At 71.7% G+C, this 26719-nt stretch carries 13 protein-coding genes; 2 read left to right on the forward strand and 11 right to left on the reverse strand.

Annotation, left to right across the window (positions count from 1 at the left end):
* Nucleotides 1-10: 10 nt before the first annotated feature.
* Nucleotides 11-2764, reverse strand: a complete 2754-nt coding sequence (locus AC1UKG_RS17150) for a penicillin acylase family protein (protein ID WP_026325525.1) — start codon at nt 2762-2764, stop codon at nt 11-13.
* Between the two features lie 105 nt (nt 2765-2869).
* On the opposite strand from AC1UKG_RS17150, the gene AC1UKG_RS17155 reads away from it, so the two are divergent.
* Nucleotides 2870-3535, forward strand: a complete 666-nt coding sequence (locus AC1UKG_RS17155) for a hypothetical protein (RefSeq protein WP_482642893.1) — start codon at nt 2870-2872, stop codon at nt 3533-3535.
* Nucleotides 3536-3556: 21 nt separating this feature from the next.
* Here the strand turns inward: AC1UKG_RS17155 and AC1UKG_RS17160 are convergent, their stop codons facing one another.
* On the reverse strand, nt 3557-5596 hold the full coding sequence (locus AC1UKG_RS17160; protein WP_482642860.1) for an ABC transporter ATP-binding protein: 2040 nt from the start codon (nt 5594-5596) through the stop codon (nt 3557-3559).
* A gap of 177 nt (nt 5597-5773) precedes the next feature.
* Here AC1UKG_RS17160 and AC1UKG_RS17165 point away from each other — a divergent pair, with 177 nt between their 5' ends.
* The gene (locus AC1UKG_RS17165) at nt 5774-6307 is read left to right on the forward strand and encodes a helix-turn-helix domain-containing protein (protein ID WP_482642859.1); all 534 of its coding nucleotides are present in this window, start codon (nt 5774-5776) and stop codon (nt 6305-6307) included.
* On the opposite strand, the gene AC1UKG_RS17170 is transcribed toward AC1UKG_RS17165, so the two are convergent.
* The 9 genes from AC1UKG_RS17170 to AC1UKG_RS17210 all read right to left on the reverse strand — a co-directional run bounded on the left by AC1UKG_RS17170 (nt 6229) and on the right by AC1UKG_RS17210 (nt 26215).
* On the reverse strand, nt 6229-7980 hold the full coding sequence (locus AC1UKG_RS17170; protein WP_482642858.1) for a galactose-binding domain-containing protein: 1752 nt from the start codon (nt 7978-7980) through the stop codon (nt 6229-6231). The two genes, AC1UKG_RS17165 and AC1UKG_RS17170, sit on opposite strands and share 79 nt — an antisense overlap.
* A complete protein-coding gene (locus AC1UKG_RS17175) occupies nt 7962-9107 on the reverse strand; it encodes a methyltransferase (protein ID WP_482642857.1) in 1146 nt (381 codons plus the stop codon). The genes AC1UKG_RS17170 and AC1UKG_RS17175 overlap by 19 nt, the downstream gene beginning before the upstream one ends.
* Before the next feature lie 12 nt (nt 9108-9119).
* Complete coding sequence (locus AC1UKG_RS17180; RefSeq protein WP_018815400.1) at nt 9120-10499, reverse strand: MFS transporter; 1380 nt, start codon at nt 10497-10499, stop codon at nt 9120-9122.
* Entirely contained in the window at nt 10492-14991 is a 4500-nt protein-coding gene (locus AC1UKG_RS17185) for a non-ribosomal peptide synthetase (RefSeq protein ID WP_482642856.1), read from the reverse strand. Before AC1UKG_RS17185 ends, AC1UKG_RS17180 begins: the two co-directional genes overlap by 8 nt.
* Nucleotides 14988-18302 carry an amino acid adenylation domain-containing protein gene (locus tag AC1UKG_RS17190; RefSeq protein ID WP_482642855.1) on the reverse strand — a complete coding sequence of 1105 codons (3315 nt, stop codon included), beginning with the start codon at nt 18300-18302 and terminating at the stop codon, nt 14988-14990. Before AC1UKG_RS17190 ends, AC1UKG_RS17185 begins: the two co-directional genes overlap by 4 nt.
* On the reverse strand, nt 18299-19033 hold the full coding sequence (locus tag AC1UKG_RS17195) for a DUF6875 domain-containing protein (RefSeq protein WP_018745851.1): 735 nt from the start codon (nt 19031-19033) through the stop codon (nt 18299-18301). The genes AC1UKG_RS17190 and AC1UKG_RS17195 overlap by 4 nt, the downstream gene beginning before the upstream one ends.
* Nucleotides 19034-19038: 5 nt before the next feature.
* Nucleotides 19039-20403, reverse strand: coding sequence for an FAD-dependent oxidoreductase (locus tag AC1UKG_RS17200; protein ID WP_482642854.1), 1365 nt, complete (start codon nt 20401-20403; stop codon nt 19039-19041).
* Nucleotides 20400-25655, reverse strand: a complete 5256-nt coding sequence (locus AC1UKG_RS17205) for an amino acid adenylation domain-containing protein (protein WP_482642853.1) — start codon at nt 25653-25655, stop codon at nt 20400-20402. The genes AC1UKG_RS17200 and AC1UKG_RS17205 overlap by 4 nt, the downstream gene beginning before the upstream one ends.
* A gap of 350 nt (nt 25656-26005) precedes the next feature.
* Complete coding sequence (locus tag AC1UKG_RS17210) at nt 26006-26215, reverse strand: MbtH family NRPS accessory protein (RefSeq protein ID WP_026271740.1); 210 nt, start codon at nt 26213-26215, stop codon at nt 26006-26008.
* Between the last annotated feature and the right edge of the window lie 504 nt (nt 26216-26719).

The raw sequence follows: 26719 nt of genomic DNA on the forward strand, positions 1-26719 counted from the left end.
CCCCAGGCCGTTACGGCTCCAGGGTGAGCGTCCGCGCCGCCTCAGCCTCAATCGTGGCTCGCTCCCAACGCATCGGCAGGGTCTCCCCGGTACGCCACAGCTCCAACTGGTCGTCGTAGTTGCGGTGGAAGGCATGCCCGGAGTTGCCGGTCAGCTGGATCCACCGGGAGGCGTCCAGGTCGGCCAGGTCAACGATCATCCGCATGGACGGGACGGCTTTGACCTCGTACCCGTCGGCGGCGTCCCAGCCGGTGGCGTTGACGATCGCGCTGCCGCCGGAGACGCCGACCGGGTCCGCGTTGAAGAGCCACTCGATGATCCCCACGCCCGAGGTGCCGAAGGACTGGTTCCGCACGGTCAACGTGTGCATCCGGCCCCAGCGCCAGTCGGCTGGCTCGTCGCCCTGCTCGCGGGAGAGTTCGCTCGCCGCCGCTTCGGCGGCCGCGCGCAGCAGGTCGTCGCGACCCTCGACGGCCTCCGACTCCGGCCGGTCCCACCACGGCGAGTCGGGCTGGCTGAGCAGGCCCCGCACCACCTCGTACGACTGGTCGCTACCGTCAAGCCGATAGTCCGCGGGCAGTTCGTCGAAGGTCTCCAGGAGCAGGTGCCGCCAGACGGCGTTGTAGTACGCCGCCGCGGCGGAACGGCGCCCGTCCTCGGTGCCGGGCTCCCCCTCGGCCGGCTGTTGGTAGTCCCACTCCGTCCACAGCTCGGTGGCGGACCGGACCAGATCCGAGGCATCGCCGGCAACAGCCGCCCGGACCGCCGGGACGAGCGTCGGCGCGAAGCCGTTGCGGTTGTCGAACTGCATGGACTGCACATCAGCGACGGTGATCTCTCCGGCGTCCCGGGCCGAGCTGATCAACTCGTGGATGCGCTGGCTGCGGTAGCCGTGGTGCCAGTCGGTGGTGAGCAGGTGCGGGTACGAGGGGCCGATGACGGCCTCGTTGGCGGTGGCCAGGTAGCCGGCGGGTGGGTTGAGGACACTCGGTAACTCCGCGAAGGGAAGGAAACCCTGCCAGTCGTACGCCGAGTCCCACCCGGGCGCCATCCACCGCCCGTCCCCCGTGCCCCGTACCGGAATCTGGCCGGGGGCCTGATAGCCGATGTTGCCGTCGGTGTCGGCGTAGACCAGGTTCTGCGCGGGCACCTCGAACAGCGCCGCCGCGGCGCGGAAGTCGGTCCAGTTCGTGGCGGTGTTCAGCTTGAAGATGGCGTCGGCGGTCCGGCCCGGCGCGAGCGCGGTCCAGCTCAACGCGATGGCGTAGCCGTCGCGTTGCTCGCCGTCGGTGGGCGCTGACTCGTCGGGGCGCAGCTGCGGGGTGGCGGCGACCGATGCCGGCGAACCCGCCGGATCGACCGGCGGGGTAAGACCGATCTCACGTAGTTCGGCCGACGCGTCGGAGAGCAGAGGACCATGCCCGGAGGCCCGGACGGTGATGGACACGTCCGCGCCGCCGGCGACCCTGATTGTCTCGGCGCGGGTCGCCAACGGCTGCCACTCTCCGTCGACCTGCACCCGGTCACCGTCCACCCGCTCCAGGTAGAGGTCGGTGACGTCGGGGTTCAGGTTGGTGAAGCCCCAGGCGATGTGGGCGTTGTGCCCGATGACCACACCCGGTATGCCGGAGAAGCTGAAACCGGAGACGTTGATGTCGCACGCGCAGTGCAGGCCGTTCTGGTACCAGATGCCGGGCATGCTGGGACCGAGGTGCGGGTCGTTGGCGAGGATCGGCTTTCCGGTGTTGGTCAGGTCGCCGGCGATAACCCACGAGTTGGAGCCGATGCCCCGACCGGTGCCCACCATGGTCGGCAGCCGGGAGAGCCCGCCGGCCAGCGCGGTGACCAGCTCCGTGGCAGCCGCACCAGCGATGGGATCGGTCGGTTCCGCGACAGCGGCTGGTGGGGCAGCGGCTGGTGGGGCTGGGTCTGCGGGGAGCACGCCCCCACCCGTTCCGGCAGTCTCGGTCCCGACGGGTGCGAAGCGGTCCCCCGGGTCCGGGGAGGCCGGAGTGGCTTCCTGGTCGAAGACGCCGTCCACGATGCCACCCTCGACGACGATCGGCTGGTGCCGGTCGAAGGGGTAGCCCGGATACAGCTCCTCGACCTGCTGGCGGGTCAGGCCTGCGGCGAGGAGCGCCGCGCGGGCGAGCTCGTCTCTCATGTTGCCGCGTAGGTCCCACGCCATCGCCTTGAGCCAGGCGAGGCTGTCCACCGGGTGCCACGCCTCGATCTCATAGCCCGAGTTCTGCAGGCCGAGTACGGCGTACTCCAGACTCGCCCGACCCCTGTCGTGCTCGTCGAGCCAGGCGTTCACCCCGTCGGCGTACACCTGCAGGTAGCGCTTGGTTTCCGCCCCGAGGAGGCCCCACTCCTGCTCGGCGACCCGACGCCACCCCATCGTCCGGAGGTAGACGTCGGTCTCCACCTGGCTCTCGCCGAAGAGCTCGGCGAGTCGACCCGCGGTGAGATGGCGGCGGAAGTCCATCTCCCAGAACCGATCCTGCGCGTGGAGATAGCCCTGGGCCCGAAACAGGTCCTCGGCGGTCTCCGCGTACACCTGCGGAATGCCGTGCTCGTCGCGGTGCACGGTGACCGGTGCGGTCAGCCCGGGCAGCCGAAGCGCACCGTCGTGTTGCGGGAACGCTCGCCGTACCGTCCACACGGCGGTGAGGGTGAGCACGAGGGCCAATGCGGTGAGGACCGCCACGGCCCAGAGCGCGATCTTACGTATCCGGGGCGAAAGAATACGTGCAGGATTCACACCGAAATCCTAAAGGTTCAGTCGGCTATTGGGTGATCTTGAAGCTTGGGTATCGTATGCCCGGCAGCGGTGGCCATTGACGCGAACGAGTGGTGGAAGAGGCTGATGATTCCGACGATCGCCCTTCTCCCCAGCGCGCTACTCGGACCCGCCGTCTGGCAGCCGGTGCGGGAACAACTCCGCGCCGCCGGTGGGGACGTCATCGTCGCCGGGGCGCCGGGAGCGAGCGGGACCTCCGTGGACGAAGTCCTGCGGTGGTACCTGGACAGCCTGCCCACCGACCACGACTACGTGCTGGTGCCGCAGAGCAACGCCGGCCTGTACGTCCCGGCTATCACCGCGCAGCGCCCGGTGACCGGGCTTGTCTTCGTGGACGCGATCCTCCCGCCCCAGCAGGGCACCATTCCGGTGGCACCGCAGCGCCTCCGGGAAATGCTGCAGACCCTTGCCGAGCCGGACGGCGAGCTGCCGGTCTGGACCAGTTGGTGGCCACCGGAGGAGGTAGCCGCCCTCTTCCCGTCCGATCAGGTCAGGGCGGAGGTGTCCGCGCAGCAACAGCGCTTTCCGCTCAGCTACTTCGCACAGCGGGTGACCGTCGTCCCCGGCTGGTCCGACCGTCCCGCCGGCTATCTCGCCTTCGGCGACGCGTACCACACCGAACGGGTCACGGCGAAGAGTTGGGGCTGGCGCTCGGCCCGGCTCGACGGCGGACACCTGCACATGCTGAACGCGCCGGACGAGGTCACCGCCGCGCTCGCCCGGCTGCTCTGATCAGCCCCGGCGTCCACCGGGTCACGGCGCGCTCCTGGTGGCGGCAGCGGTCTGGCGGGGTAGCGACACGGGAGTGTCGTAGCCGGCGGCTTGCAGGGTGAACAACTCGGCGTACCGACCGCCGGCCGCGAGCAGGTCGTCGTGGGTGCCGGCTTCGACGAGCCGGCCGTGGTGCAGGACGTAGATGCGATCCGCGTGGCGGACGTTGGCCAGCCGGTGGGTGATGAGGATGGTGATCCCGTGGCCCTGCCGGTCGCGGATGGCCTGGAACAGGGCGTCCTCCGCGCGCGGGTCGAGCGCCGAGGAGGGCTCGTCCATGATGAGCAGGTCGGCGTCCCGCAGGAAGCCCCGGGCGGCCGTGATGCGTTGCCACTGCCCACCGGAGAGGTCCTGACCGCCGGCGAAGGTCCGGTCGAGCAGGGTCTCGTAGCCGTGCGGCAGTTCCTTGATCATGTTGTGGGCGACGGCACGGTTGGCGGCGGCCTCGATCCGATCGGACTGCGGGGTGGTGGTGAGGTCACCGATGGCGATGTTCGTGGCGGCGGTGAACGGCCACTTGTGGTATTCCTGCGTCACCACCGCGATCCGGGCGCGTAACGCGTCGGTGTCCCAGTCGTCGGTGGGCCGGCCGTTGTAGCGGATGGTCCCGTCGGTGGGCGTCCGCAGGGTGGCGATCATAGTGGCGAGGGTGGACTTGCCGGAGCCGTTCTCCCCCACGAACGCCACCGTCTGCCCCGCCGCGATACTCAGGCTGACCTGGTCAACGGCGGCGGCCTCCCGGTCGGGGTAACGCAGGCTGACCGCGTCCACCGCGACCGCGCGCAACCGCTGCGGCACCACGCGGTTGGCGGCGCCGGTACGCCGCTCGGGCAGGTGGTCGGCGGCGCCGGTGGTTGGCTCGGGCAGGTAGTCGGCGGCGCGGGCCATGAAGCCGGTGTAGTCGCGGAAGTGCTGGCCCTCGGTGTAGGCGCGGTCCATCTGGAAGGTGACCACCGCCAGGGATCGCTGTGCGGACTGCACGGCGATGACGCCGGTGGCCGCGGCGGCGAGGGGGATGTGCCCCTCGACCAGCAGGAAGCCGAGCAGCACGTAGACCACGGCGGTGGCGATCCCACCGATCATCGCGCCGACGGTGGTGGTCGTGGTGACCCGACGGGCCAGCGCGAGCTGGATCCCGGTCTCGACCCCCATCACCCGGTCGTACTGGTCGAGCAGGAAGGACCGCAGCCCGTAGGTGCGCAGCTCGGGGGCGGAGTCGCGTTCGGCCATCAACCGGTGCAGCAGCCACAACCGACGCCGCCGCACCGACCCCGCCGCGTACGTCTGGTAGCGCAGGTGCCCGGCGCGCAGCGACGCCCACCCGTTCGGCACCGTGGCCACCAGCAGGGCGACCAGCAGCAGCGGGTGGATCACCACGACGGCGACCGCGACGGCGAGCACGCCGGTGAGGCCGGCGAGCAGGTTTGTCGACGCCTGCACCAGGCCGGTGGTGGAGTCCGCGCCACGAGAGGCTCGCTCCATATCGTCGGCGAAGGCGTCCGCGTCAAACGCCTCCAGCCGGACGGCGGTGGTCACCTCGAACAGACCCCGTTCCACCTCCCGATCGACCTTCGGGCTCAGGCCGTTCTGGGCGTACCCCATCGCGGCGGCCATACTGGCGCGCAGCGCGGTCACCGCCGCGAGGGCGACCAGCGCGGGCAGCGCGGCGAGCACCTTGTCGGCGGTCGGACCCCCGGCGAACAACTCCACCAGGACCCGCTGCGCGGCGAGGAGCCCGAAGGCGGCCAGCACTCCGGCGCCCACCGTGGTGCCCGCCACGACCGCGGTGCGGAGGCGGTCGGCCCGCCAGCTGACAGCCAGCGCCGCGCCCACCAGGCGGGGCAGCTCGGAGAAGACGGCGAAGAGGCCGGCCTGCGCCCGCGCGCGCACGCCGGTCTCCCACCACATCTGACGCAGCTCCGGTAAGGCCGAGTCCCGCACCCCCTCGGCGTCGGGGGGCGAGTCTCGCTGGGTCGGCTTCGGCTGATCGGACGGGCGGTCGGGCAGGCTGGCTGTTGGCATGCGGGAAAACGTAGGTCCGGTTGGGGGGACACGCCCGCAGCACCGCGCGCCGACAATGTCGGTAGCCGCGACACCGATTCCGACATCACCCGAACGCGTCGGCGACACCGGGCGGAAGTGTCACCGCCGGCAGCTACGGTGTTCGCTCATCGTGACCGCGACCCGGGGGTGGCAGCGATGCGCGACACCGACGACACCAGGACCGCCCGTCACGCCCTCGGCCGTCGCCTCGCCGAGCTGCGCCGGGCTGCCGGGCAGACCCAGCACGGCCTCGCTCGGCTCGTCCAGTACGGACGCAGCTCCGTGGCGAACACCGAGACCGGTCGCCAGCACCCGGAACGGCCCTTCTGGGCCCGCTGCGACGAGGCGCTGCGCACCGGTGGGGTGCTCACCGCCGAATACGACCGCATCACGCACCGGGAGCACCGCCATCGCGCGGTCCCGGTGCACGGTGGCGGTACCGCCCCGCCAACCGCCGCCGTAGCCCCGGGTCGTCGTACCAACGGCCCCCCAGCCAGGTGGTGGGAGGCCGTGGACGACACCGAAGGCTGCTCACCGGCCGATCTGGTGGACCGGCTCTGTCTCCTGCGCCACGATGTGGACCGCGCGATCGTCGCGCTGACCTGGCTTGGCTACCACCCCACCGCGACGATCAACCACTCCGGGTCGCCCGCGGAGATGAACGAGGACTGGTCCGCGACATCGTCGTAGGGGAAGCCGTAGGAGAGACCGTCGATGGACTGCTCGTGCCAGAACTTCGCGTAGTAGTTCGCCGGTGCCTGCTGGTAGAAGCGGTTCGGGTCCGCCCACTGCGACCGGGGCAGGTGGGCGACGTGCCGGTTCAGCGCGGCACAACCGTCCGGATTACTCGCCAGCGGTCCGGAGCACCCGAAGATCTGGGCGGTGGTGGCGTGGATCCCGACCGACGACGCGTACCCGCTCAGGTAGTCGGCGTATTGACCGCCCGAGCGGAACTGGGGTGTGTTGCCGGGGGACGGCACGCGATACGGCGCCTCGATCGTGGCGAGATGCTGGAACTCGGCCGGCATCGCGGCCGAGAACCGCTGGAACGTCGTGTCGCGGCCCTCGGTGAAGATCGCCTCGGTCTCTCCGACAGCTCGGTCGTATCCGCCACCGGCGCGGAGCCGCATCGCCAGTGGAAGCCCGAACGAGTCCACTCGGGTGGTGTTGCCGTGGAAGCGGTCTGCGGCCACGGTGAACTCGACGAAGTCCCGGTACTGGCTGGTCGGTGAGCCGAGGTGGAAGTACATCCGGCCGGCCGAGTTCGCCGGCATGTCGATGTACGGCTGTTCGGCGATGGAGCGAGTCTGGCCGCCAAAGCTCCAGTACACCTGGCTGTCGGGGCAACGGCCGTTGGTCCGGTTCAGGATCTTGACCGTGAGGACGTTCTGGGCGGGTGGGATCGTGCTGGTGTCACCCCAGAAGTCCTCGCTCGGTGGTGGTGGTTCCGATCCCGTTGTCCGCACGACGAACTCCCAGAGCGAGTAGCCGTACGGGGTGTTGCGGGCGGTGCCGTACATCCGCACGTACCGTCCCGTGCCGGAGACCTCGAGCGTCTGCACGCCACCGGCGCCGGTCGTGGTGGCGTAGCGGGTGGTCCACGGTCCAGCTGGACTGTCTGCGGTCTGGAGCGCGAAGGCCCGCGCGGAGGCCGCCTCCCACCTCAGGACGACCTGGCAGATGGTCCGGACCTCGCCGAGGTCGACCCGGAGCCACTGCGGGTCGGCGAAGGCGCTCGACCAGCGGGTGACGGCGTTGCCGTCCACGGCCGCCGCGGCTGGGGTGGTGGCGGTTTCGACCGAGGAGGCCGTCGCCGCCCGACCGAGCGCGGCATTCCCCGTGCAGGTGGGGGTGCTGGTGCCGTAGACCTCGAACTCCCACAGGGAGTAGCCCCACGCGGTGCCCCGGTCGGTGCCGTAGAGCCGGATGTGGCGTCCGGCGCCGTTGACCGTGAGGTTCTGGGTGCCGCCGGTCCCGGCGGCCGTCTGGTAGATCGTCTGCCAGGGGCCGGCGGGGTTCGCCGAAACCTGGATCTGGAAGGCGCTCCCGTAGGCGGCCTCCCAGCGCAGGGTTACCTGACTGATCGTGGCGGTGCCGCCCAGGTCAACCTGGAGCCACTGCGGATCACTGAACTCGCTCGACCAGCGGGTGTCCGGGTCGCCGTCGGTGGCGGCGGTGGCCGGGGTGTCCGCTAGTTCGGCTGAGGAGGCGGTGGTCGGTTTTCCCTGGGAGAGCAGGACGGCTGCGGCTTGGGCCCGCTGGGCGGGAAGCGTCAGGACGGTGGCGAGCAGGATGAGCGGGACCGCGAACGCCAGCGCACGGCGGTAACGCGGACGGTGGGAGGTCAGGCGAGCTGTCGGCATGATGGGCTCCCGGACGGGTGGTGGTGACTGAGAGCGCTCTCAGCGTCATCGACAGTCTCCACTTCGTCAAGCGGCCTGAGCTGTGCGATCACCAGATGGTCCGTCTCCGAGCCAGCGAGCACCTGCTGCCGTACGTCGGTGAAGCCGGCCTCGCGCAGCAACCCGACGAGTTCGTCGTATCCGTATGCCCGGCCCCCCTGGGTGTGGAAGAGGTTCAGGCTGAACATCCGGACGAACGCCGTACCCAGCCCGGCGGTCGGCTGCTCCGGCGCCGTGGCGAGGGGTTCGAGCAGGGCCACCCGGCCGCCGGGGCGGAGTGCGGCGGCGACCCGACGCAGCAGGGTCAGCGTCTCGGTCGCCTGGTAGCCGTGCACGACATTGAAGAGCAACACGAGATCGTGACCAGTACCGAAGTCGACCTCGAAGAGGTCACCCGCCCGAAGCGTGCACCGGTCGGTCAGGCCGGCCGCGGCGACGGTCTCCGCCCCCTGGGTCAGGGCACCAGCAAGGTCCACCACGGTGGCCCGCAGGTGCGGATGTGCGGTGAGGAAGGCCACCGGATAGCTCGCATGCCCGCCACCGACGTCAAGCAGGCTACGCGCGTCGGCCGGCACCGGCAGCAGCTCGACGATCTCCGCGCTGAGCCCGTCGGCGAGTCGACGCAGCATGGTCTGAAAGTCCGCCAGGACCTCCGGTCGCTGCTCCAGCCAGGCGTAGAAGTCACCGGCCGGGGTGCCGGAGCAGATCGACCACTCCAGGTCGTGCCACCAGCCGGTGAGCAGCGCCGACCAGAAGGCGAGCACCGGCGCGAAGCTGTCCGGGGCGGCCCGCAGGAGCCAGCGGGTCGTGTTGGCGCTGTTGGCGTACCCACCTTCGGCGTGGATCAGGTAGCCGAAGCTGGTCAACGCGTCGAGCAGGAGCCGCAGACCGAGCGGATCGGTTCCGGTACGGACGGCGAGCCGCTCCACCGGGAGCGGTCCGTCGGCCAGTTCCTCGAAGACTCCCAGCCGAAGCGCGGCGCCGGCGCTACGGAAGGAGACCGCGTCGAGCAGGTCGAGAAACGCGGCGGGGGCGGCGTCGGAGGCGTGGAACTGCTGCGCCTCCTCCGGGCTCAACGGCACCGGCATGGCAGGGCTCCTTCAGGTGGCGGGTTGGCGGTCGGCGGAGACGGTCCCGGGACCCGGGCTGTCGTCGGGGAGAACGTCGGGACCCGGGGTGTCGTCGGGGAGCGCGTCGGGGAGATCGTCAGCCCCGCGCAGCACCGGTCGAGTCCAGGCGAACGCGGCGAGGAGCACCATCGCCACCCCGGTGACCGCGAAGAGCAGCGCGATACCGCGACCCTCCCCGGTGCCGATCACCCGGCCGACCGAGTCGGCGAGCGCCCCCTCCGGGCGCAGCAGCGGCGCGAAGAGACCATCGGCGATCGGCCCCGCCAACACGTACGCCAGCGGCACACTGGCGTCACCGATCACCCGGGCGGTGGCGAGCACCCGGCCCAGCACGGAGGGCTCGGTCTTGGTCTGGATCAGAGTCATGGTGGAGCTGTTCACGATCGGCAGGGTGAAGAGGAAGAGTGGGGCGACCACCCCGATCAGCCAGGCGGACGGGGCCGCCGCGTGCAGCGCGAGCGCCACTCCCCCGAGCGCGAGTCCACCGCAGACAGCGGTGACCCGGCGGGCCGGCCCGCCCCACACCCCCATCACCAGGCTGCCGGCGAAGAGACCGGCGCCTCCCGCGGACATCAGCAGGCCGAGGGTGTCCGCCGTGGCGAACGAGAGGATCAGTGGCTGTACCAGGACCCCGGCGATGCCGAAGAGAAAGTTGAAGGCGCCGAAGACCACCATGAGCGCAAGCAGACTGGGCCGTTGCCGCAGATACCGCCAGCCGGCAGCGGCTCCCCGCAGTACCGCCTCGGCAGGACCGGGTCCGGCCGCGCGGGTCACCTCGGCGGGCAGCCGGACCAACAGCAGGGTCGAGGCCGCTACCACGAAGGTACCGAGGTCGATCGCCATCACCCCGCCGATCCCGACGGTCACCACCAGCACCCCGGCGATCAGTGGCGCGGCGATCTGTACCGCCCGGGAGACCTGCATCAGCCCGTTGAACCGGCCCAACTGTCGCTTGCCGACCAACGCCGGGGTCATCGCCTGGTAAGCGACCTGGTGCACGGTGGACGCGGTCGCGGTCACCGCGGTCCCCAGGTAGATGTGCCAGACCTGGAGGGCGTCCGCGACGACCAGCGCGGCGAGCGCCGCCGTCCCGGCCGCTGCCACGGTGTCGGCGACCAGCATCAGGCCGCGACGGTCCCGCCGGTCGGCCAGTGCCCCGGCGAACGGCGCGAACAGTACCGCCGGCAGGGTGGCGGCAAGGAAGATCAGCGAGAACTGGGTGACCGAACCGGTGCGCTGATAGACCCATACCCCGAGGACGAACGCGGTCAGGCTTGACCCGACCAGGGAGACGAGCTGGCCGAGCCAGATCGCGGCCCACCGGGCAGTGGGCACCGTACGCTCAGCCATGGCCCCTCCCGGGCGGTGGGTCGAGAAAACCGGCGGCCACGAACGCCGACAGGTAGGTGTGCAACAGCCCCTCGTCGGCCGGTGGGCAGGTGATCCCGGCCGCCGCGAGCGTCTCCTCGGTGCCGGTGCAGTCGAAGTCGGGCTGCGTCCGCACCGGAGTGTCCGCATCGAAGAGCGGGGCGAGCCGGGCCAGCGCGGCGTCCGGACGCTCCAGCAGCGCCGCCCGCCAGCGCGGGTACGGCACCGAGGTCACCGGGTAGCCGAAGCTGACCAACGCGTCGGCCAGAGCGGCGTACGACATGGTCCGGTTGTTGTAGTAGTGGTGGTCCGTGGTCGCGCCCGCCCGGGTCAGGTGCCCGATGCCGGCCCCGACGTAGTTGACCGGCGCGAGGTCGGCGGGATCGTCGATCTCCGGCACGGCGCCGAGCTGCACGCAGGTCTTCAGCAGCCGGCTGAAGTAGTCGTCGGTGTTGCCGAGGCCGCTGTCGGCGTCCCCGGTGATCCGGGCGGGCCGGTGCACGCTGACCGGCAACCCCTGCTCCCGGGCGGCCCGGACCAACGCGTCGGCCACCCACTTACTCGCGTTGTAGCCGTCGGGGAACCCGTCACGGTCGGCCGGGATGTCGCCCTCGCGCACCAGCGTGCCGCGGTGCGACGGGGTGACGAAGACCCCGAGGGTGGAGACGAGGTGGACCGCGCTGGGGCGGCCGGCGCTGGCCAGCCGGAGCACCTCCACCGTGCCACCGACGTTTGCCGGGCGCAGCGTCGAGTACGGCGCGACGAAGTTGACCACGCCGCCGTTGTGCACGATCGCGTCCAGTCCCTCGCCCAGCTCGGCGAAGTCCGCCCCGCTCAGGCCGAGTCGGGGTGCCCCGAGGTCGCCGGGGACGCCGATCAGGCGGGCGGCGTACTCCGGCCGCCAGAGACCGTACCGACGCAGGTTGCCGCGGACCCGGTCGAGCGCGGCGGTCGCTGTGTCCGCCCGGACCAGACAGTGCACGGTGGCGGAGCTGTGGGCGAGCCAGTCGGCGAGCAGGTACGCCCCGAGGAAACCGGTCGCCCCGGTGCAGAGCACCGCCCGTGCCGGCGCAGTCGACATCCCGGACGGTACGGCCAGGTCGGCGGGGAGCCGGGCCTCGGCACGGAGCAGGTCGACGTCGCCGTCCGGGGTGGGACCGGCGCCGTCGAGAACGGCGGCGAGGCCGGCGAGGTCGGCGGTGGAGAAGAGCGCCCGTAGTGGCAGCTCCGCCCCGAGTGCGGCCCGGATCCGGGTCGCCAGACCCGCCGCGAGTAGGGAGTGTCCACCGAGGTCGAAGAAGTTGTCGTGCCTACCCACCGAGCCGGTGTTGAGCAGCTCGGCCCAGATGCCGGCGAGCGTCTGCTCGGTGGGGGTGGTCGGTGGCTCGTGCCCAGCCCGGCCGATCTCCTCCGGTCGGGGCAGGGCGGCCAGGTCGAGCTTGCCGTGCCGGTTGGTGGGCAGGTCGGGCACCCGGATGATGGCGGTGGGGACGAGGTACTCCGGCAGCCGACGGCGCAGCGCGGTCCGCGCCTGGGGGCCAACCGGGGTCGCGTCGTCGGCGACCAGGTAGGCGACGAGCCGGGGGCCGGCCGGGGCGTGGTCGACGACCACGGCGGCACGGCGCACCCCGGGTAGGGCGGCGCAGGCCGCCTCGACCTCGCCGAGCTCGATCCGATGGCCCCGGATCTTGACCTGCTGGTCGCTCCGGCCGAGGAATTCGAGGCTGCCGTCGGCACGGTGCCGGGCGAGGTCGCCGGTGCGGTAGAGCCGCGACCCGGCGGGGCCGTACGGGTTCGGGACGAAGCGGTCCGCGGTTTCCCCGGGATTGTCGAGGTATCCGCGGGCGGGCGCCGTGCCGCCGATCCAGACCTCACCGGCGAGGCCGATCGGCACCGGCCGCAGGTCGGGATCGAGGACGTGCACCTGGACGTTGGGCACCGGGCGGCCGATCGGCAGCCGGGTCAGGCCGGGCAGTTCGGCGCCGTCCACGGTGGCGTAGGTGGTGGCGCAGACGGTCGCCTCGGTCGGGCCGTAGTGGTTGTGCAGCGTGACCCGGCCAGCGGTGAGTCCCGCCCAACGACGAACTGTCCCCAGGTCCACGGGTTCCCCACCGACCATCATGGCCCGCAACGCGCCGACATCGAGCGCACCGGGCCGCGCGGCGAGGTCGGCGACCCAGCGGGCCCAGAGCGGTGCGGCGGTGTCGACCAGGGTGAGGCCGTGGGTCCGGCACAGCGCGACCAGGCCCGCTCCGGTGATCGCGGCCGGCTGCCGGTGCACCACGATCATGGCCCCGCCGACCAGGGCCGGGAAGAGGTCACCGACGGCGGCGTCGAAGCTCAGTGGGGGCAGCATGAGCAGCCGGTCACCAGGACCGATGCGGTGCAGGTCGACGAAGGCCAGGGCCAGGTTGACGGCCGTGCGGTGGCTGACCATCACCCCCTTCGGCGTGCCGGTGGAGCCGGAGGTGTGAATGACGTAGGCGAGCTGGTCCGGGTGGACCGGCCGGGGGGCAGCAGGGGGCGGCTTCCCGGTCGGGCCCGCGTCGGCCGGTTGACCATCAGGACCAACCGCGAGCACGGTACCGGCGTACGGCGGGTCGTCGTGCGGGTCCGGCCCGGCGGCCAGGGTGACGGCGAGCTCGACGTCGGCCAGGCAGACCGGGGCGCCGGCGGCGGTGAGCAGGGCCCGCAGCCGGGCCGGGGGGTGGCTGGGGTCGACCGGAAGATAGCCGGCGCCGGCCTTGAGGATCGCCAGGATGCCGGTGACGGCGGCGCGGCCGGCGGCCAACGCGAGCCCCACCGGCTGGTCGGGGCGGACCCCACAGCGGCGCAGGTGCGCGGCGAGCCGGTCGGCGTCGGCGTCCAGCCGGCCGTAGGTCAGGGCCGGTCGGTCCGGCTCACCCGGGCTGATGTCCAGCAGGGCGGGTGCGTCCGGGTCGGCCGCCGCCCGTGCGCGGACCAGCTCGTGCAGCCCCAACCCACCCGGGTACGCCCGGTCGGTGTTGTTCCAGGAGGTCAGGTCGCGGCGCTCGGCGGGGCCGACCACCTCCAGCGCGGAGAGGCGCAGTTGCGGCCGGGTGGCCAACGCCCACAGCACGGACCGGAACCGGTCGACGAACCGGGCGATGGTCACCTGGTCGAAGAGGTCGGTGTTGTAGTCGACCAGGGCGTTGAGGCCGGCCGGGGACTCGTACACCGCCACGGTGAGCTCCAGCCGGGCGGTCTCCCGCAGCACCGGCACCGGGCGCACGGCGAGACCCGCCCGCGGACCGGCGGCGCTGGCCTGGTTCAGGACCAGCATCACCTGGAAGAGTGGGTTGCGGCTCGGGTCGCGGGGCAACCGCACGGTCTCGACGATCCGCTCGAAGGGCAACTCGGCGTGCGCCAGGGCCTCCACACAGGTACGCCGGACCCGGGCCAGCGCCTCGGCCAGCGTCGGGTCTCCGGACAGGTCGGTACGCAGCGGCAGGCTGTTGACGAGCAGGCCCACCATCTCCTGCTGCTGCGGGGTCGCGCGCAACGTCACCGGGGCGGCGACGCAGACGTCGTCCGTGCCGGCGAGGCGGGCCAGCAGCACCTGGAGACCGGCGAGCAGAATCATGAAGCGGGTGCAGCCGGTCCGCTGCGCCACGCCGTCGAGCGCCGCGATCAAGTCGTCGGTGAAGGCGAAGCCGTGGGTGCTGCCGGCGAAGGTCAGGGCGGCGGGTCGCGGCCGGTCGGTTGGTAGGTCGAGCACGCCGGAGCAGCCCGCCAGCCGGTCGGTCCAGAACTCCCGCGCCCGGTCGGCGGCGGCGCTGGCCAACCAGTCCCGCTGCCAGAGCACATGGTCGGGGAAGTGTGTGGCCGGCGGAGCGGTCGAGGCGACCGCCCCGGTGAGTCGGCGGTGGTGACCGTCGAGCAGTCCGGTGAGCACGATGTCGAGGGACCGGTCGTCGGCGATGATGTGGTGCAGGGCAACCACCACCAGGTGCTCGGCACCGTCCAGCCGCCCCACCCGGACCCGCAGCAGGGGTGCCTGGCCCAGGTCGAACGGCGTTTCACTCTCCCGACTGACGACGGCAGCCACGGCGGCCTCACGGGCGGCGGGCGCCACCGCGGTCAGCTCCTCCACGACGAGCTGGCACCGAGCTGCCGGGTCGGTGGCGGGCAGGACGACCTGCTCCACCTTTCCGTCCCGCTGCACGAACCTGGTCCGGAGGGCATCGTGCGCGGCGACGACCTCGTCGAGCGCGGACTGCAGCGCGACGGGGTCCAACCGGCCGGTGACCCGTACGGCCTGGCTGAGCACGTACGCGGCGCTTCCGGGCTGGAGTTGGTCAAGGAACCACATGCCCTCCTGCATCGGGGAGAGCGGCACCCGGGCAGCCGGGTCCCGCGGTGGAATCCCGGCCGCCTGCGTCCGGCGGGCCAGTCCCCGGCGGGCCATCAGTTCCCGGATCAGCTGTTCACGGTCGGGCCCGGAGGCGCTCATTCCGAGCCACCCAGCAGGGCCTTCAGCTCCTCGTCGGAGAGGTCGGCCACCTCCACCCGAAGGGCGGCGACGGCGTCGACCTGGCCGGCTACCTCCTCCCCGCGGCGCAGCGCGCGGGCCATCGCGTCGATCGTCGGCGCCTCGAAGAGAATCCGGATCGGCACCTCCGTCTCCAGTGCGGCGCCGATCCGACTCAACGCCTGCGCACCGAGGAGGGAGTGCCCGCCGAGGCGGAAGAAGTCGTCGTGCACACCGATCCGCTCGACCTGCAGTACCTCCTGCCAGATCCCGGCGAGTAACTGCTCGAGGGGGTCGCGGGGGGCGACCCGCTCCACCCGCGGGTCGGTCCAGGTGGGGATGGGCAGGGCGTTCCGGTCGACCTTGCCGTTGTCGTTGAGCGGCAACGCGGTCATCGGCACCAGGGCCGCGGGAAGCATGTACTCCGGCAGCCGGCCGGCCAGGTCGGAACGGACCTGGTCGGCGAGGGAGTTCGGGTCAGCGCCGGGCGCCGGCACGGCGTACGCCACCAGGCGGGTGTCGCCGTCGCGCCCGGCCCAGGTGTGGACGACCGCGTCCGTGACCAGATCGTGCTCCCGGAGCAGGGACTCGATCTCACCCAGCTCGATCCGGAACCCGCGCACCTTGACCTGATGGTCGGTGCGGCCAAGGAACTCCAGCCGCCCGTCGGCGCGCTGCCGGGCCAGGTCACCGGTGGCGTAGAGCCGGGCGCCGGGGTGGTCGGCGAACGGGTCGGGCACGAACCGATCGGCGGTCAGGCCGGGTCGGCCGTGGTATCCGCGCACCACACCGGAACCGCCGATGTGGATTTCTCCCACCACGCCCACCGGCACCGGCTGGTACGCCTCGTCGAGCAGGTAGATCCGGGTGTTGGCGATCGGTGCACCGAGGTCCACCGCGGCCGGAGTCGGTGCCACGGGGGCCGCCGCGGACCAGACGGTGGTTTCGGTGGGCCCATAGCAGTTCCACAGGGTCCCGCCGTCGGCCTGCAGGGCATCGGCGAGGTCCCGGGGAAGGGCCTCACCGCCGCAGAGGCGCAGCCGCAGCGCCGGCGGCACCCCGCCGGAGGCCAGCAGCAGTCGCCAGGTCGCCGGGGTCGCCTGCATGGCGGTGATCCCGGCTTCGGTGAGCCGACGGCGCAGGGCCGGCCCGTCGCCGACCTCGTCGGCGCCCACGACCAGCAGCGGGACGTCCAGCAGCAGCGGCACCAGCAGTTCCAGCACCGAAATGTCGAACGACAGGGTGGTGACCGCGGCGAACCGGTCCTCGGGCGTCAGCTCCAGGTCGTCGTGGAAGGAGGCAACGAGGTTGGTCACGCTGCGGTGCGGGACCGCCACCCCTTTCGGCCGACCGGTCGAACCCGAGGTGTAGATCAGGTATGCCAGTCCGTCCGGATGCGCTGGGACCGCCGGCAGTGGCTCAGCTGGTCCGGGGACATCGGTGGCGTCGTCGAGCAGCACCGTTACCGAGTCCGCCAGCACCGGGCCGAGCCGCGCGACGACCGCCCGGTGGGTCAGCACGACCCGGGTGCCGGAGTCGGCGAGCAGGTGGCGCAGCCGCTCCGGGGGCAGGGTGGGGTCGAGCGGCAGGTAGCCGGCCCCGGCCCGCCACACGCCGAGCACCGCGGCGACCAGGTCGACCCCCCGATCCAGGCAGATGCCGACCGGGGTGTCCGGGGCGACGCCGGCGGCGAGCAGTCGCCGGGCGATCTGTCCGGCCCGCCGGTGCAGCCCCGCCCGGTCCAGGTATCCGTCCGGACCGGTGACCGCGGGCGGAGCGCCGGACTCGGCGGGGTCGGTGGGAAGCAGGTCCAGGAGGGTGTCAACCGGCAACGCGCCCCGGTCGGTCTGATTCCACTCGACCACGGCACGCCACCGCTCCACTCCGCTGAGCAGCGGAAGTCGCGTCAGGGGCCGATCCGGCTCGGCGACCGCCGCGTCCAGCAGGGTGCACAGGTGCCGGGCCAGCCGGTCGACCGTGCCGACCTCGAACAGATCGGTGTCGTACTCGAAGGCCAACCGCAGGGCGCCCTCGGCGGTCAGCTCACCGGCGAGGGTGAGGTCGAACTTGGCGGTGCCGCTGTCGACCGGCAGGGAGGTGGTCGTGCAGCCGGCGAGCCGAAAGGCGTTCTGCGGTGCGTTCTGCAGGATCAGCTGGGCCTGGAATATCGGTGCGTGGGCGAGGCTGCGTTCCGGCTGCAGCTCCTCAACCACCTTCTCGAACGGCACCTCGGCGTTGCCGAGACCGACGAGGGTCACCTCCCGTACCCGGTCGACGAGTTGCCGTAGCGAGGGGGAGCCAGCGGAGGACACCCGCAGGGCAAGCGTGTTGACGAAGAAGCCGACCAGCCGCTCCAGGTCGGGGTGCTCCCGACCGGCAACCGGAGCGCCGATCACGATGTCGTCCTGCCCGCTGTGTCGGGACAACACCGCCTGGAACACGGCGAGCAGGGTCATGAACAGGGTGACCCCGGCGCCCTGGTTGAACTCCTCGACCCGCCGAACGGCCGCTGCCGGAACGGTGACGTAGTGGCAGGCGCCCCGATACGAGCGATTGGCCGGGCGGGGTCGATCGGTGGGGAGGCTGAGCAGGGCCGGCGCCCCCCGCAGGTGCGAAACCCAGTGGTCGAGCTGTCGGCGCAGCGCCTCACCGGCGAGCCGCTCCCGCTGCCAGACGGTGAAGTCGGCGTACTGGGTGGGCAGGTCGGGCAGGTGGACCGGGGCACCCGCCAACGCCGCCGCGTACGCGGTCTCCAACTCCTGGAAGAGCACCCCGATCGACCAGGCATCGAAGACGATGTGGTGCACGCAGAACGCCACGTGGTGCCGATCCGGGTCGGTCCGGATCACCGTCACCCGCAATAGCGGGCCTCCGGACAGGTCAAATGGTTTCCCGGAGTGCGCTCGGACGAGCGTGGTGGCCTCGGCCTCACGCTGCTCCGCCGGCAGCCCGGTCAGGTCTGTCTCGGTGAGATCCACCTCGCCGGTCGGCCGCACCACCTGCACTGGTTCGCCGCCGGAGTCGCTGAACGTGGTACGCAGCGCCGGATGCCGGTTGACGAGCGTGGTCAGTGCGGTACGCAGCGCCGCGACGTCCAGTGGCCCGTGCACCCGGAAGGCGACCGGGATGTTGTAGACCGGGATGCCCCCGGTGAAGCGGTCCAGGAACCACAGCCGCTGTTGGCCGAAGGAGACCGGGTAGCTGCGGGGTGCCTGGGCCCGTTCGGCGAGGAGGCGGGCCAGCAGGGCACGCTTGCCACCGCTGCCGGGTGCGGTGGAGTCGGTGGTCGTCATCGAACCCCCTGGTTCGTGTTCGGGTGCAGGATGCCGATGTCGGTGCTGGGTTCGGGCAGTGGCAGGCCGTGCCGTTGGGCGGCTGCCTGGACCTGCCCGCGCAGCGACGCGGGGCCGCCGCGCCCGAAGTACCGCAGATAGCTGGCGAGGGTCACCGGGTCGTCGGCGAGGAACGGCAGATCACTGGCAACCATGTACCGGACCACCAGCATCGGAACCGGGCTGCGCAGTGGCCGGAAGTCCAGGTTCCACAGGCCGCCCTTGGCCGGCGGACCGTCGTGGAACTCACCGAGCATCAACCCCTGGTCGGTGTAGCTCGGCTTGAGCCGCAGCTGGGTCCGATCCACGACCTGCCGGGCAACGTCGCCGGGCAGGTCCGGAAGGGTGAGCAAGATCGTCTTGAACTGGGCGGACGGCCCGGTGAGCGGGTCCAGGTGGTGGAACCAGTCCTGGTAGCCGGCCAGCACCTCGTCCAACTCGGCCTCGTTGACGGTCTCCCCGCGCTGCACGGCCAGGTAGAAGATGCCCCGGTCCAGGGAGCCCTGGGCGTACGGACAGACCGGGCCCTTACGGCCCAGCTCCGGATGGGGTGCACAGAGGTACTGCCGGGCCCAGGCGACCACGGCCCGCACCTGGTCCACCGCCCCGGCCAACAGCGGATGCAGTGGGTCGGCATCCAGATCGGCCTCGGTGAGCAGAATCTGTTCGGGGTTGCCCGGAGCCGTCAGCACCGCCCTCACCGCCGGGCCGCGCGGCGACGACGGCCGACGCCTCGGGCGGCGGCGGTGGCGGCAAGACCGGTGGCCAGGACGAGCCCGGCACCGGCCCGGCGCAGAATACGGTCCTGACGGTTGGCGCGGGCCAGCGCGTCGGCGTACGGGATGGTGGTGTGCGCGACCATCGCGTACAACGGCACCCAGCGTTGCGGCAACAGCCGGGCGAGCACTCGGTCGGCGGCAGCGGAGGCGCTGTAGCCGAACCGGTGCACCCGATCCCGCAGGTCCTCGAAGTTGGTGGTGGACAGGTCCGCGAGCACATCGGTGTGCGGCTTTCGGGCCGCCTCGTAGGCGGCCAGCGCGGTGGCCCGGTTGGGGTGGGCGGTAAGACATTCGTCGAGGACCACGCAGTCCTCGAAAGCCGAGTTCATGCCCTGGCCGTAGAACGGGTAGACAGCATGCGCGGCATCACCGATCAGCACCACCCGGTCGGCATACCGCCAGGGGGCGGTCCGGACGGTGACCAGGTGCCCGACCGGGTGCTCGGCGATCTCCCGGACCAGGTCGGGCATCAGCTCCTCGGCGTCGGGAAATCGCTGGCGGAAGAAGTCCCGGATCGCCGCTGGGGTGTCGAGGGCGGCGAAGCTCACCGGGCCCTCGTACGCCATGAAGAGCGTGCAGGTCAGCGAGGCATCCCGGTTGGGGTGAGCGACCATCATCGCCTCGTGACCGGGCCAGACGTGCAGCGCCTCCAAGCGGACCCGGGGCTGGCCGTCGACACCGACCGGGATGGTCAGCTCCTTGTATCCCCAGGGCAGGAACTCCTGGGCGTGGTTGGCACGCAGCCCGTGCTGCAGCTGCTGCCGGACGGTGGAGAAAGCCCCGTCGGCACCGACGATCAGGTCCGCGGTGACTGTTCTCGGCTCGCCGCCGGTGATGGGCGTGACCTGTACGGTGCCGACCTCCCGGTCCAGGCTCGCCACAACGTGGTCGAAGTGGAACCGCACCCCCGGTTCGGCTTCGGCGGCGGTCACCACCAGGGAAATCAGCTCCTCGCGGAGTACCGAGTGGAGGATCTCGTGCGCGCGCACCCCGTAGGGCTGGGCCCGCACCCCGCCATCCGGCGAGTGCACCACCCGATCGCGCATCGGCACACTGTGCTTGAGAACGTCAGCGAGAAGCCCCACCCCGTCCAGCGCCCGCATCCCCCGGGCGGAGAGCCCGAGGTTGATCGACCGGCCCTCCGGTCGGGCCAGCGCGGAACGGGGGTCCGGGCGTCGCTCGAAGACGTCCACCTCGTGGCCTTGCCGGGCGAGGTACAGCGCGGCGAGTGAACCGGCCAGGCCGGCCCCGACGACGACCACACGTTCTCTGCGCCTGTTCATGCGCCCTCCTCGGCGATCAGACTGTCCAGGAGCTCGTCAACCTCGCGGTCGGAGAGATCGTCGAGCGAGGCGAGCAGGTACTTGGGACTGGTGTCGGCACTACCGATCCGGTGCGGTCTGCCGGGGGAGCCCGCAGCGGTGATCTCGACCGCGAGTTCGGCGACTGTGGGGGCGGCGAAGAGGCTCCGCAGCGCCAACTCGACACCGAAGGTGGTGCGGATGCGGGCGATCAGCCGAGTCGCGGTGAGGGAGTGTCCACCCAGGGCGAAGAAGTTGTCGTGCACACCGACCTCGGTACGGCCGAGCACGTCCTGCCAGAGCGTGCCGAGCCGCGCCTCGACCGGGGTACGGGGGGCGGTCGGGCCGCTCGCGGTGGTCTCCCGCCAGGTCGGCTCGGCCAGCGCCCGCCGATCCAGTTTGCCGCTCGCGGTACGGGGCAGCGCGTCGAGCAGGACCAGCGTGGCTGGCACCATGTGTGCCGGCAGCCGCCGGGCCAGACCGGCGCGGATCGCCGGCCAGATCGACGCCGGGTCAACGGCGGCGGCTTCGGCGACCGCGTACGCGGCGAGCCGGACGTCGGCGTCCCCGCCCCAGGTGGTCACCACGGCGTCCCGGATGCCGGGCTGGTCGCGCAGCGCTGACTCGATCTCGCCGAGTTCGATCCGGAATCCCCGCACCTTGACCTGCTGGTCGGCGCGGCCGTGGTAGACAAGGCGCCCGTTCGGGAGCCGACGGGCCAGGTCGCCGGTGGCGTAGAGCCGCCCGCCGGGGTGCGGGCTGAACGGGTCGGGGCGAAACCGGGCCGCGGTACGGCCCGGGTCGCCGTGGTATCCCCGCGCCACTCCCGTACCGCCGATGTGGAGCTCTCCGACCACACCGTCCGGTACTGGCTGGCCGGCGGTGTCGAGCAGCAGAATCCGGGTGTTGGCGAGGGGACGCCCCAGGTCGACCGGGCCGGTTTCGCCCACCAACCCCGCCGAGGAGTAGACGGTGGTCTCCGACGGCCCGTACCCGTTGAGGACGCGGGCACCGTCGGCACGCAGCGCGTCGGCCAGGTCGCGGGCCAGCGCCTCGCCGCCGCTGATCCGCAACCGCACCCCGGCTGGTACGCCGGCTGCGGTGACCAGCATCCGCCAGGTCGCCGGGGTGGCCTGCAGGACGGTGACACCCCGCTGCCCACAGGCGGCCCGTAGCGCGCTGGGATCTCGGGCGGTCGCCGCGTCAAGGATCTCGACGCGCGCCCCGGCCAACAGCGGCAGCACCAGCTCGACCAGGGAGATGTCGAAGGCCGGGGTGGTGATCGCCGCGACTCGGTCGGCAGCGGTGAGCCCGAACACCTGATGGCAGCCGACCAGATGGTTGATCACCGCACGGTGCGTGACCACGACGCCCTTGGGTGCGCCGGTGGAGCCGGAGGTGTAGAGCAGGTAGGCGAGGCCGTCCAGGTGGCCGACGACCGGCGGCGGGTCCGTCGGCAGATCCGGGTCGAGCTGGTCAACCCGGAGCACCACCGGGGTGGTGCCGGCAGCGGCGGTGGCATCGCTGATGAGGGGCGTCCCGGCGGGATCGGTGAGCAGCACCGGCGGGGTCGCGTCGGCCAGCATGGTGGCCAGCCGGCCGACGGGCAGTGCCGGGTCGAGCGGCAGGTACCCACCGCCGGCCCGCCAGACGGCGAGGAGCGCGACCACCAGGTCGGTGCCCCGGCCGAGGCAGAGCCCGACCGGGACATCCGGACCGACACCGTGGGCGCGGAGCAGATGGGCGAGGCGATTGACGCGAGTGGCGAGGTCCCGGTGGCGCAGGGCACCATCCGGGCCGGTGACCGCGACCGCGCCCGGGTCGGCCGGTGGGAACCGGTCGAGTAGTTCACCGACGCTGGCCACGTCCGGCAGGGGCAGTGCGGTGTCGTTGCCGGCCCGCAGGATCTGCGCCCGTTCGGCCGAGTCGAGCAGGGGTAGCTCACGGACGGGGGTGCTGGGCCGGTCAAGGGCGGCGGCGAGCAGAGTGAGATACCGCTGCGCGATACGGCGGATCCGGTTCGCCTCGTAGCGATCGGTGCGGTAGGTGAGGCGACCACGCAGCCCTTCGGGGCGGTCCTCCACGGTGAGGGTCAGGTCGAACTTGACGGTGCCGTTCTCCCAGAGCCGAGGGGCGATCCGCAGCCCCGCCACCGTGGCCTCCGGCGGCGGCTCGTCGAGGGCGAACATCACCTGCACCAGCGGGCTGTGGGCGAGGCTGCGGGCCGGGGCGAGTCGGTCCACGACCCGGTCGAAGGGCACGTCCTGCCGCGTCTGTGCGGCGATGCCCGAGGCTCGGGCCTGGGCGAGGAGATCGGTGAAGTCGGACCGGTCGGCGAAGCGGGCCCGCAGGGCGATGGTGTTGGCGAAGAAGCCCACCACATCCCGGGTCTCTGGCCGGGTGCGTCCGGCCACCGGGACCGCTACCAGCAGATCGTCGGCCCCGGTGAGCCGATGCAGGAGGGTCTGGAAGCCGGCCAGGAGCCGGGTGAACAGGGTGCCGTCCCGGCTCGCCCGCAGCCGGGTGGTCAATTCGTCGGGGATCTCGAAGACCACCTCGCCGCCGGTGTCGGACTGCTCACCCGGACCGGGCGATGAGCCCGGTGACGTCGGCGTTGTCGACCAGGCCGGTGCGGTGGTCCGGTCGGCGGGGAGGTCGAGCAGGGTCGGGGCCCCGGCCAACTCCGCGTGCCAGAAGTTGATGTCGGCCGCGAAGGCGCCACGGTCGGCCTGCTCCCGCTGCCAGACCGCGAAGTCCCCGTACCGCACCTGCGGAGCGGGCAGGTCGGGCTGGGCACCCGCGACTGCCGCCGCGTACCCGGCGGCCAGCTCGCGGAAGAGGATGTCGAACGACCAACCATCGGCGAGACTGTGGTGCACCACGACGGTGAGAACATGCTTCTCGTGGCTCCGCCGAATGAGCCCGAACCGGGCCAACGGGCCGGTCGCCAGGTCGAAGGGCTCCCGGGCTGCCGCGTCCACCAGCTCCCGGACCGCGGCGTCTACCAGCTCCCGGCCGGAGTCGTCGGAGACGGCGTCAACCAACTCCCGACCAGCGTCGCCGGGGCCGCCGTCCACCAACTCCCGACCGGCGTCGACGACCGACAGCCGGACCGGTGTGGCAGGCCCGACCAGCTGGGCGGGTTCTCCGTCGACCGCGGTGAAGTGAGTCCGGAGGGTTTCGTGCCGGTCAACCAGCCAGCTCAGGGTCGACTCCAACGCGGCCACGTCGAGCGGACCGGTCAGCTCGACCACCCAGGCGATGTGGTATGTCGCCGTCCCCGGCGTCAGCTGATCGAGCATCCACAACCGACGCTGCCCGAGCGAGGCCGGCAGGAGGTGGGACTCGGTGCTCGTTCCCGCGCCGGGCCGCGTTGCCGTCGGTCCATCCGCCAGTCGGCGTACCCCGGTGTTGGCCGGCTGCGCTCCGGCGTACGCGCCGAGGATGCCGGCCAGCCGGGCGAGGGTTGGGTGCTCGTGGACGACGCGTACCGGCAGGTGCACCCCGAACCGGTCGGCGACGACGAAGGTCAGCCGGGTGGCGAGCAGGGAGTTTCCGCCCAGCGCGAAGAAGTCGTCGTCTGGGGCGGAGGGGCTGGCGCCGAGGAGATCGGCCCAGAGGGCCGCCAGGCGTACCTGGACCGGATCGGTCACTTCGGTGCCGAGCCCCGCCGCGGGCGGCTCGGCTCGGGGCAGCGCCCGCCGGTCGATTTTGCCGCTGCGGGTCAGGGGCAGCGTGGGAAGGACCAGGTAGGCCCCCGGTCGAAGGTGGACCGGGAGCCGGTCGGCCGCGTACTCGGCCAGCTCCTGGGAGGTCGGGGCCGACGTGCCGGGACGGGGCGTCAGATACGCCAGCAACCGGCGCCGTTCCCCCTCCCCGTCCGCAAGGACAGCGGCGTCCCCCACGGCGGGGTGCGCCCGCAGCGCCGCCGCGACCTCGCCCGGCTCGACCCGGAACCCGCGGATCTTCACCTGTTCGTCGATTCGGCCGAGAAAGTCGAGGGTGCCGTCCGGCCGCCAGCGGACCCGGTCCCCGGTGCGGTACATCCGGGACCCGGGGCGGGGGTCGAACGGGTCGGGAAGGAAGGCCGCCGCCGTGGTCCCCGGGCGACCGAGGTATCCCCGGGCGACCCCGGCACCGCCGGTGTACAACTCACCGGGAACCCCGACGGGCACCTGCCGTCCCGCCGGATCGAGAACGTACACGGTGCTCCCGGGCACCGGCCGGCCGATCGGCACCGGGTCCGGCACGGCCTCCGGGTCGGTCATCGGGTGCACGCAGGTGAAGGTGGTGTTCTCTGTTGGCCCGTACCCGTTGATCAGGACTGCCCCATCGCGCGCTCGCAGTGCCCGGCGGACCGCCTCCGGAGCGAGCACGTCCCCGCCCGCGAGGAGCTGCCCGACCCCGGCGAGGCAGTCCGGGTCAAACTCCACCAGTTGGTGAAAGAGACCGGCGGTCAGCCACAGGACTGTGATCCGTTCCCGGCGCAGCAGCCGTGCCAGCTCGGTGAGCTCCAGCGCACCGGGTGGGGCCAACACGAGCCGGGCCCCGCTGGAGAGCGCGCCCCAGATCTCCAGGGTCGCCGCGTCGAAGGCGACCGGGGCGAGTTGAAGGACTGTCTCGGTGGGCCCCAGGCGCAGGTAGCCAGGCTGGTGGACCAGGCGAACCACGGCGGAGTGGGCAACGGCGACCCCCTTCGGCGTGCCGGTGGAGCCGGAGGTGAAGTTGACGTAGGCGAGGCCAGCGGGGTGAGGTCGGCGCGGCGCGACGTCGCTCGACGCGGCCGGGCTGGTCGACGCGGCCACGCTGGGCTGGTCCGGGCGGAACAGCCGCCTGGCACCCGGCACCTCGGCGGTGGCCAGCACCGGTGGGTCCCCGGCAACGGCGAGCAAGCGCCGGATCCGCGCCGGCGGGTCGATCGGGTCAAGCGGCAGATACGCACCGCCGGCCTTGAGTATGGCGAGCAGGGTGACGACGAGCTCCACCGAGCGGGGGAGGAGCACCGCCACCGGCTCGTCCGGCCGGATACCCGCAGCGACGAGCCGGTGGGCCAGGGTATTGGACCGCTCGGTCAGCTCACGGTAGGTAAGCATCTCCCCGTCACCACCGACCACCGCGACCGCGTCCGGCTGCCGCCGTGCCACGGCGTCCACGAGGTCCGGCACGGTGTCGCCGACTGTGGTGGTGGGCGTCGGGTCCGGGTCGTTAGGGGCATCGGGGGGCCCTGCCCACACTGTGCACTCCTTCGCGTCGCAACACCGAAAGACAGCTACAGAACAGTGGAACGGAGAACTGCAAATTCCACCGACCCCGCGTCGAGCGGCACTCACGGGCCGGAGATGAAAAGAAACTACGAGCAATATTCAAGACCTGTCAACCAACCGACAAGCCTGACCTGAGCCGCTTAACGGTTAGCCGACAGCCGGCGGGCGATCCAGCTATTTTCGGGACAATGTGAACCATCTCCCGACGCGTCACACGGGAGTAGCCGACGGCGAAGAAAGTGACCCGCGGGCCGAAAAAATAGCCGCGGGCGCTCCGGGTATCCGGAGCGCCCACGGCGGTAGGCGGGGTACGGCGTGGGTCAGCCTCGGGCTTCCAGCCACTCCCGTAGCCCACGCGGGCGCAGGTCGGTCCAGACCTTGTCGATGTGCGCCAGGCAGCTGGCACGATCGCCGCTGAAGCCCACCGTGCGCCATCCGGCCGGAAGTTCCGACCCGTCCGGCCAGATCGAGTACTGCTCTTCGTCGTTCATCACGACGTGGTAAGGGCGCGGATCCTCGGATTCTTCCATCGACACTCTCCACGGGAGACAGCCACAGGTTAGCCGGAAACTATACCGCCCTATTCGGGTGGCCCGGGTTGACCGATCGTCGCCAATTCAGTCGTCCGATCGCCCATGGAAATCAGGCCGAGAATGCGAACGCCATCGGTTAAGCGGCAAGACCCGGAAAACGTAACCATGTGCCCACTTCAGGTAATTCGAGCAATTTAGCAGTCAGTTGCTTTTTGTCAGACCACGTGGGTGGCGCGCACGGAAGTGTCACCGCCGCCAGCTACCCGTGCTCGCTCACCGTGACCGCACCCTGGGTGGCAGCGCTGCACGGCACCGACGGCACCCGGACCGGCCCTGCTGGACCCGGCGGCAGCGACGTTGGTGGCACGGGCTCACCCACCACCCACCGCTAACCAACTATTGGCGCACCTTTCGCACCACTGCTCTGGTGAGTTCCCCGGAGCTGGACAGCATGTAGGGATGGCAAAGATGAGAAACAGGTTTCCGCACCCGCGCCGCGGC

The sequence above is a fragment of the Salinispora sp. CH2A1_6 genome (genome assembly GCF_056820975.1).

Excerpts from the sequence above, each read along its gene's own strand:
- AC1UKG_RS17155 (WP_482642893.1), top strand. The coding sequence starts at position 2,870 with ATGATTCCGACGATCGCCCTTCTCCCCAGCGCGCTACTCGGACCCGCC.
- AC1UKG_RS17160 (WP_482642860.1), bottom strand. The coding sequence starts at position 5,596 with ATGCCAACAGCCAGCCTGCCCGACCGCCCGTCCGATCAGCCGAAGCCG.
- AC1UKG_RS17165 (WP_482642859.1), top strand. The coding sequence starts at position 5,774 with ATGCGCGACACCGACGACACCAGGACCGCCCGTCACGCCCTCGGCCGT.
- AC1UKG_RS17170 (WP_482642858.1), bottom strand. The coding sequence starts at position 7,980 with ATGCCGACAGCTCGCCTGACCTCCCACCGTCCGCGTTACCGCCGTGCG.
- AC1UKG_RS17175 (WP_482642857.1), bottom strand. The coding sequence starts at position 9,107 with ATGCCGGTGCCGTTGAGCCCGGAGGAGGCGCAGCAGTTCCACGCCTCC.
- AC1UKG_RS17180 (WP_018815400.1), bottom strand. The coding sequence starts at position 10,499 with ATGGCTGAGCGTACGGTGCCCACTGCCCGGTGGGCCGCGATCTGGCTC.
- AC1UKG_RS17185 (WP_482642856.1), bottom strand. The coding sequence starts at position 14,991 with ATGAGCGCCTCCGGGCCCGACCGTGAACAGCTGATCCGGGAACTGATG.
- AC1UKG_RS17190 (WP_482642855.1), bottom strand. The coding sequence starts at position 18,302 with ATGACGACCACCGACTCCACCGCACCCGGCAGCGGTGGCAAGCGTGCC.
- AC1UKG_RS17200 (WP_482642854.1), bottom strand. The coding sequence starts at position 20,403 with ATGAACAGGCGCAGAGAACGTGTGGTCGTCGTCGGGGCCGGCCTGGCC.
- AC1UKG_RS17210 (WP_026271740.1), bottom strand. The coding sequence starts at position 26,215 with ATGGAAGAATCCGAGGATCCGCGCCCTTACCACGTCGTGATGAACGAC.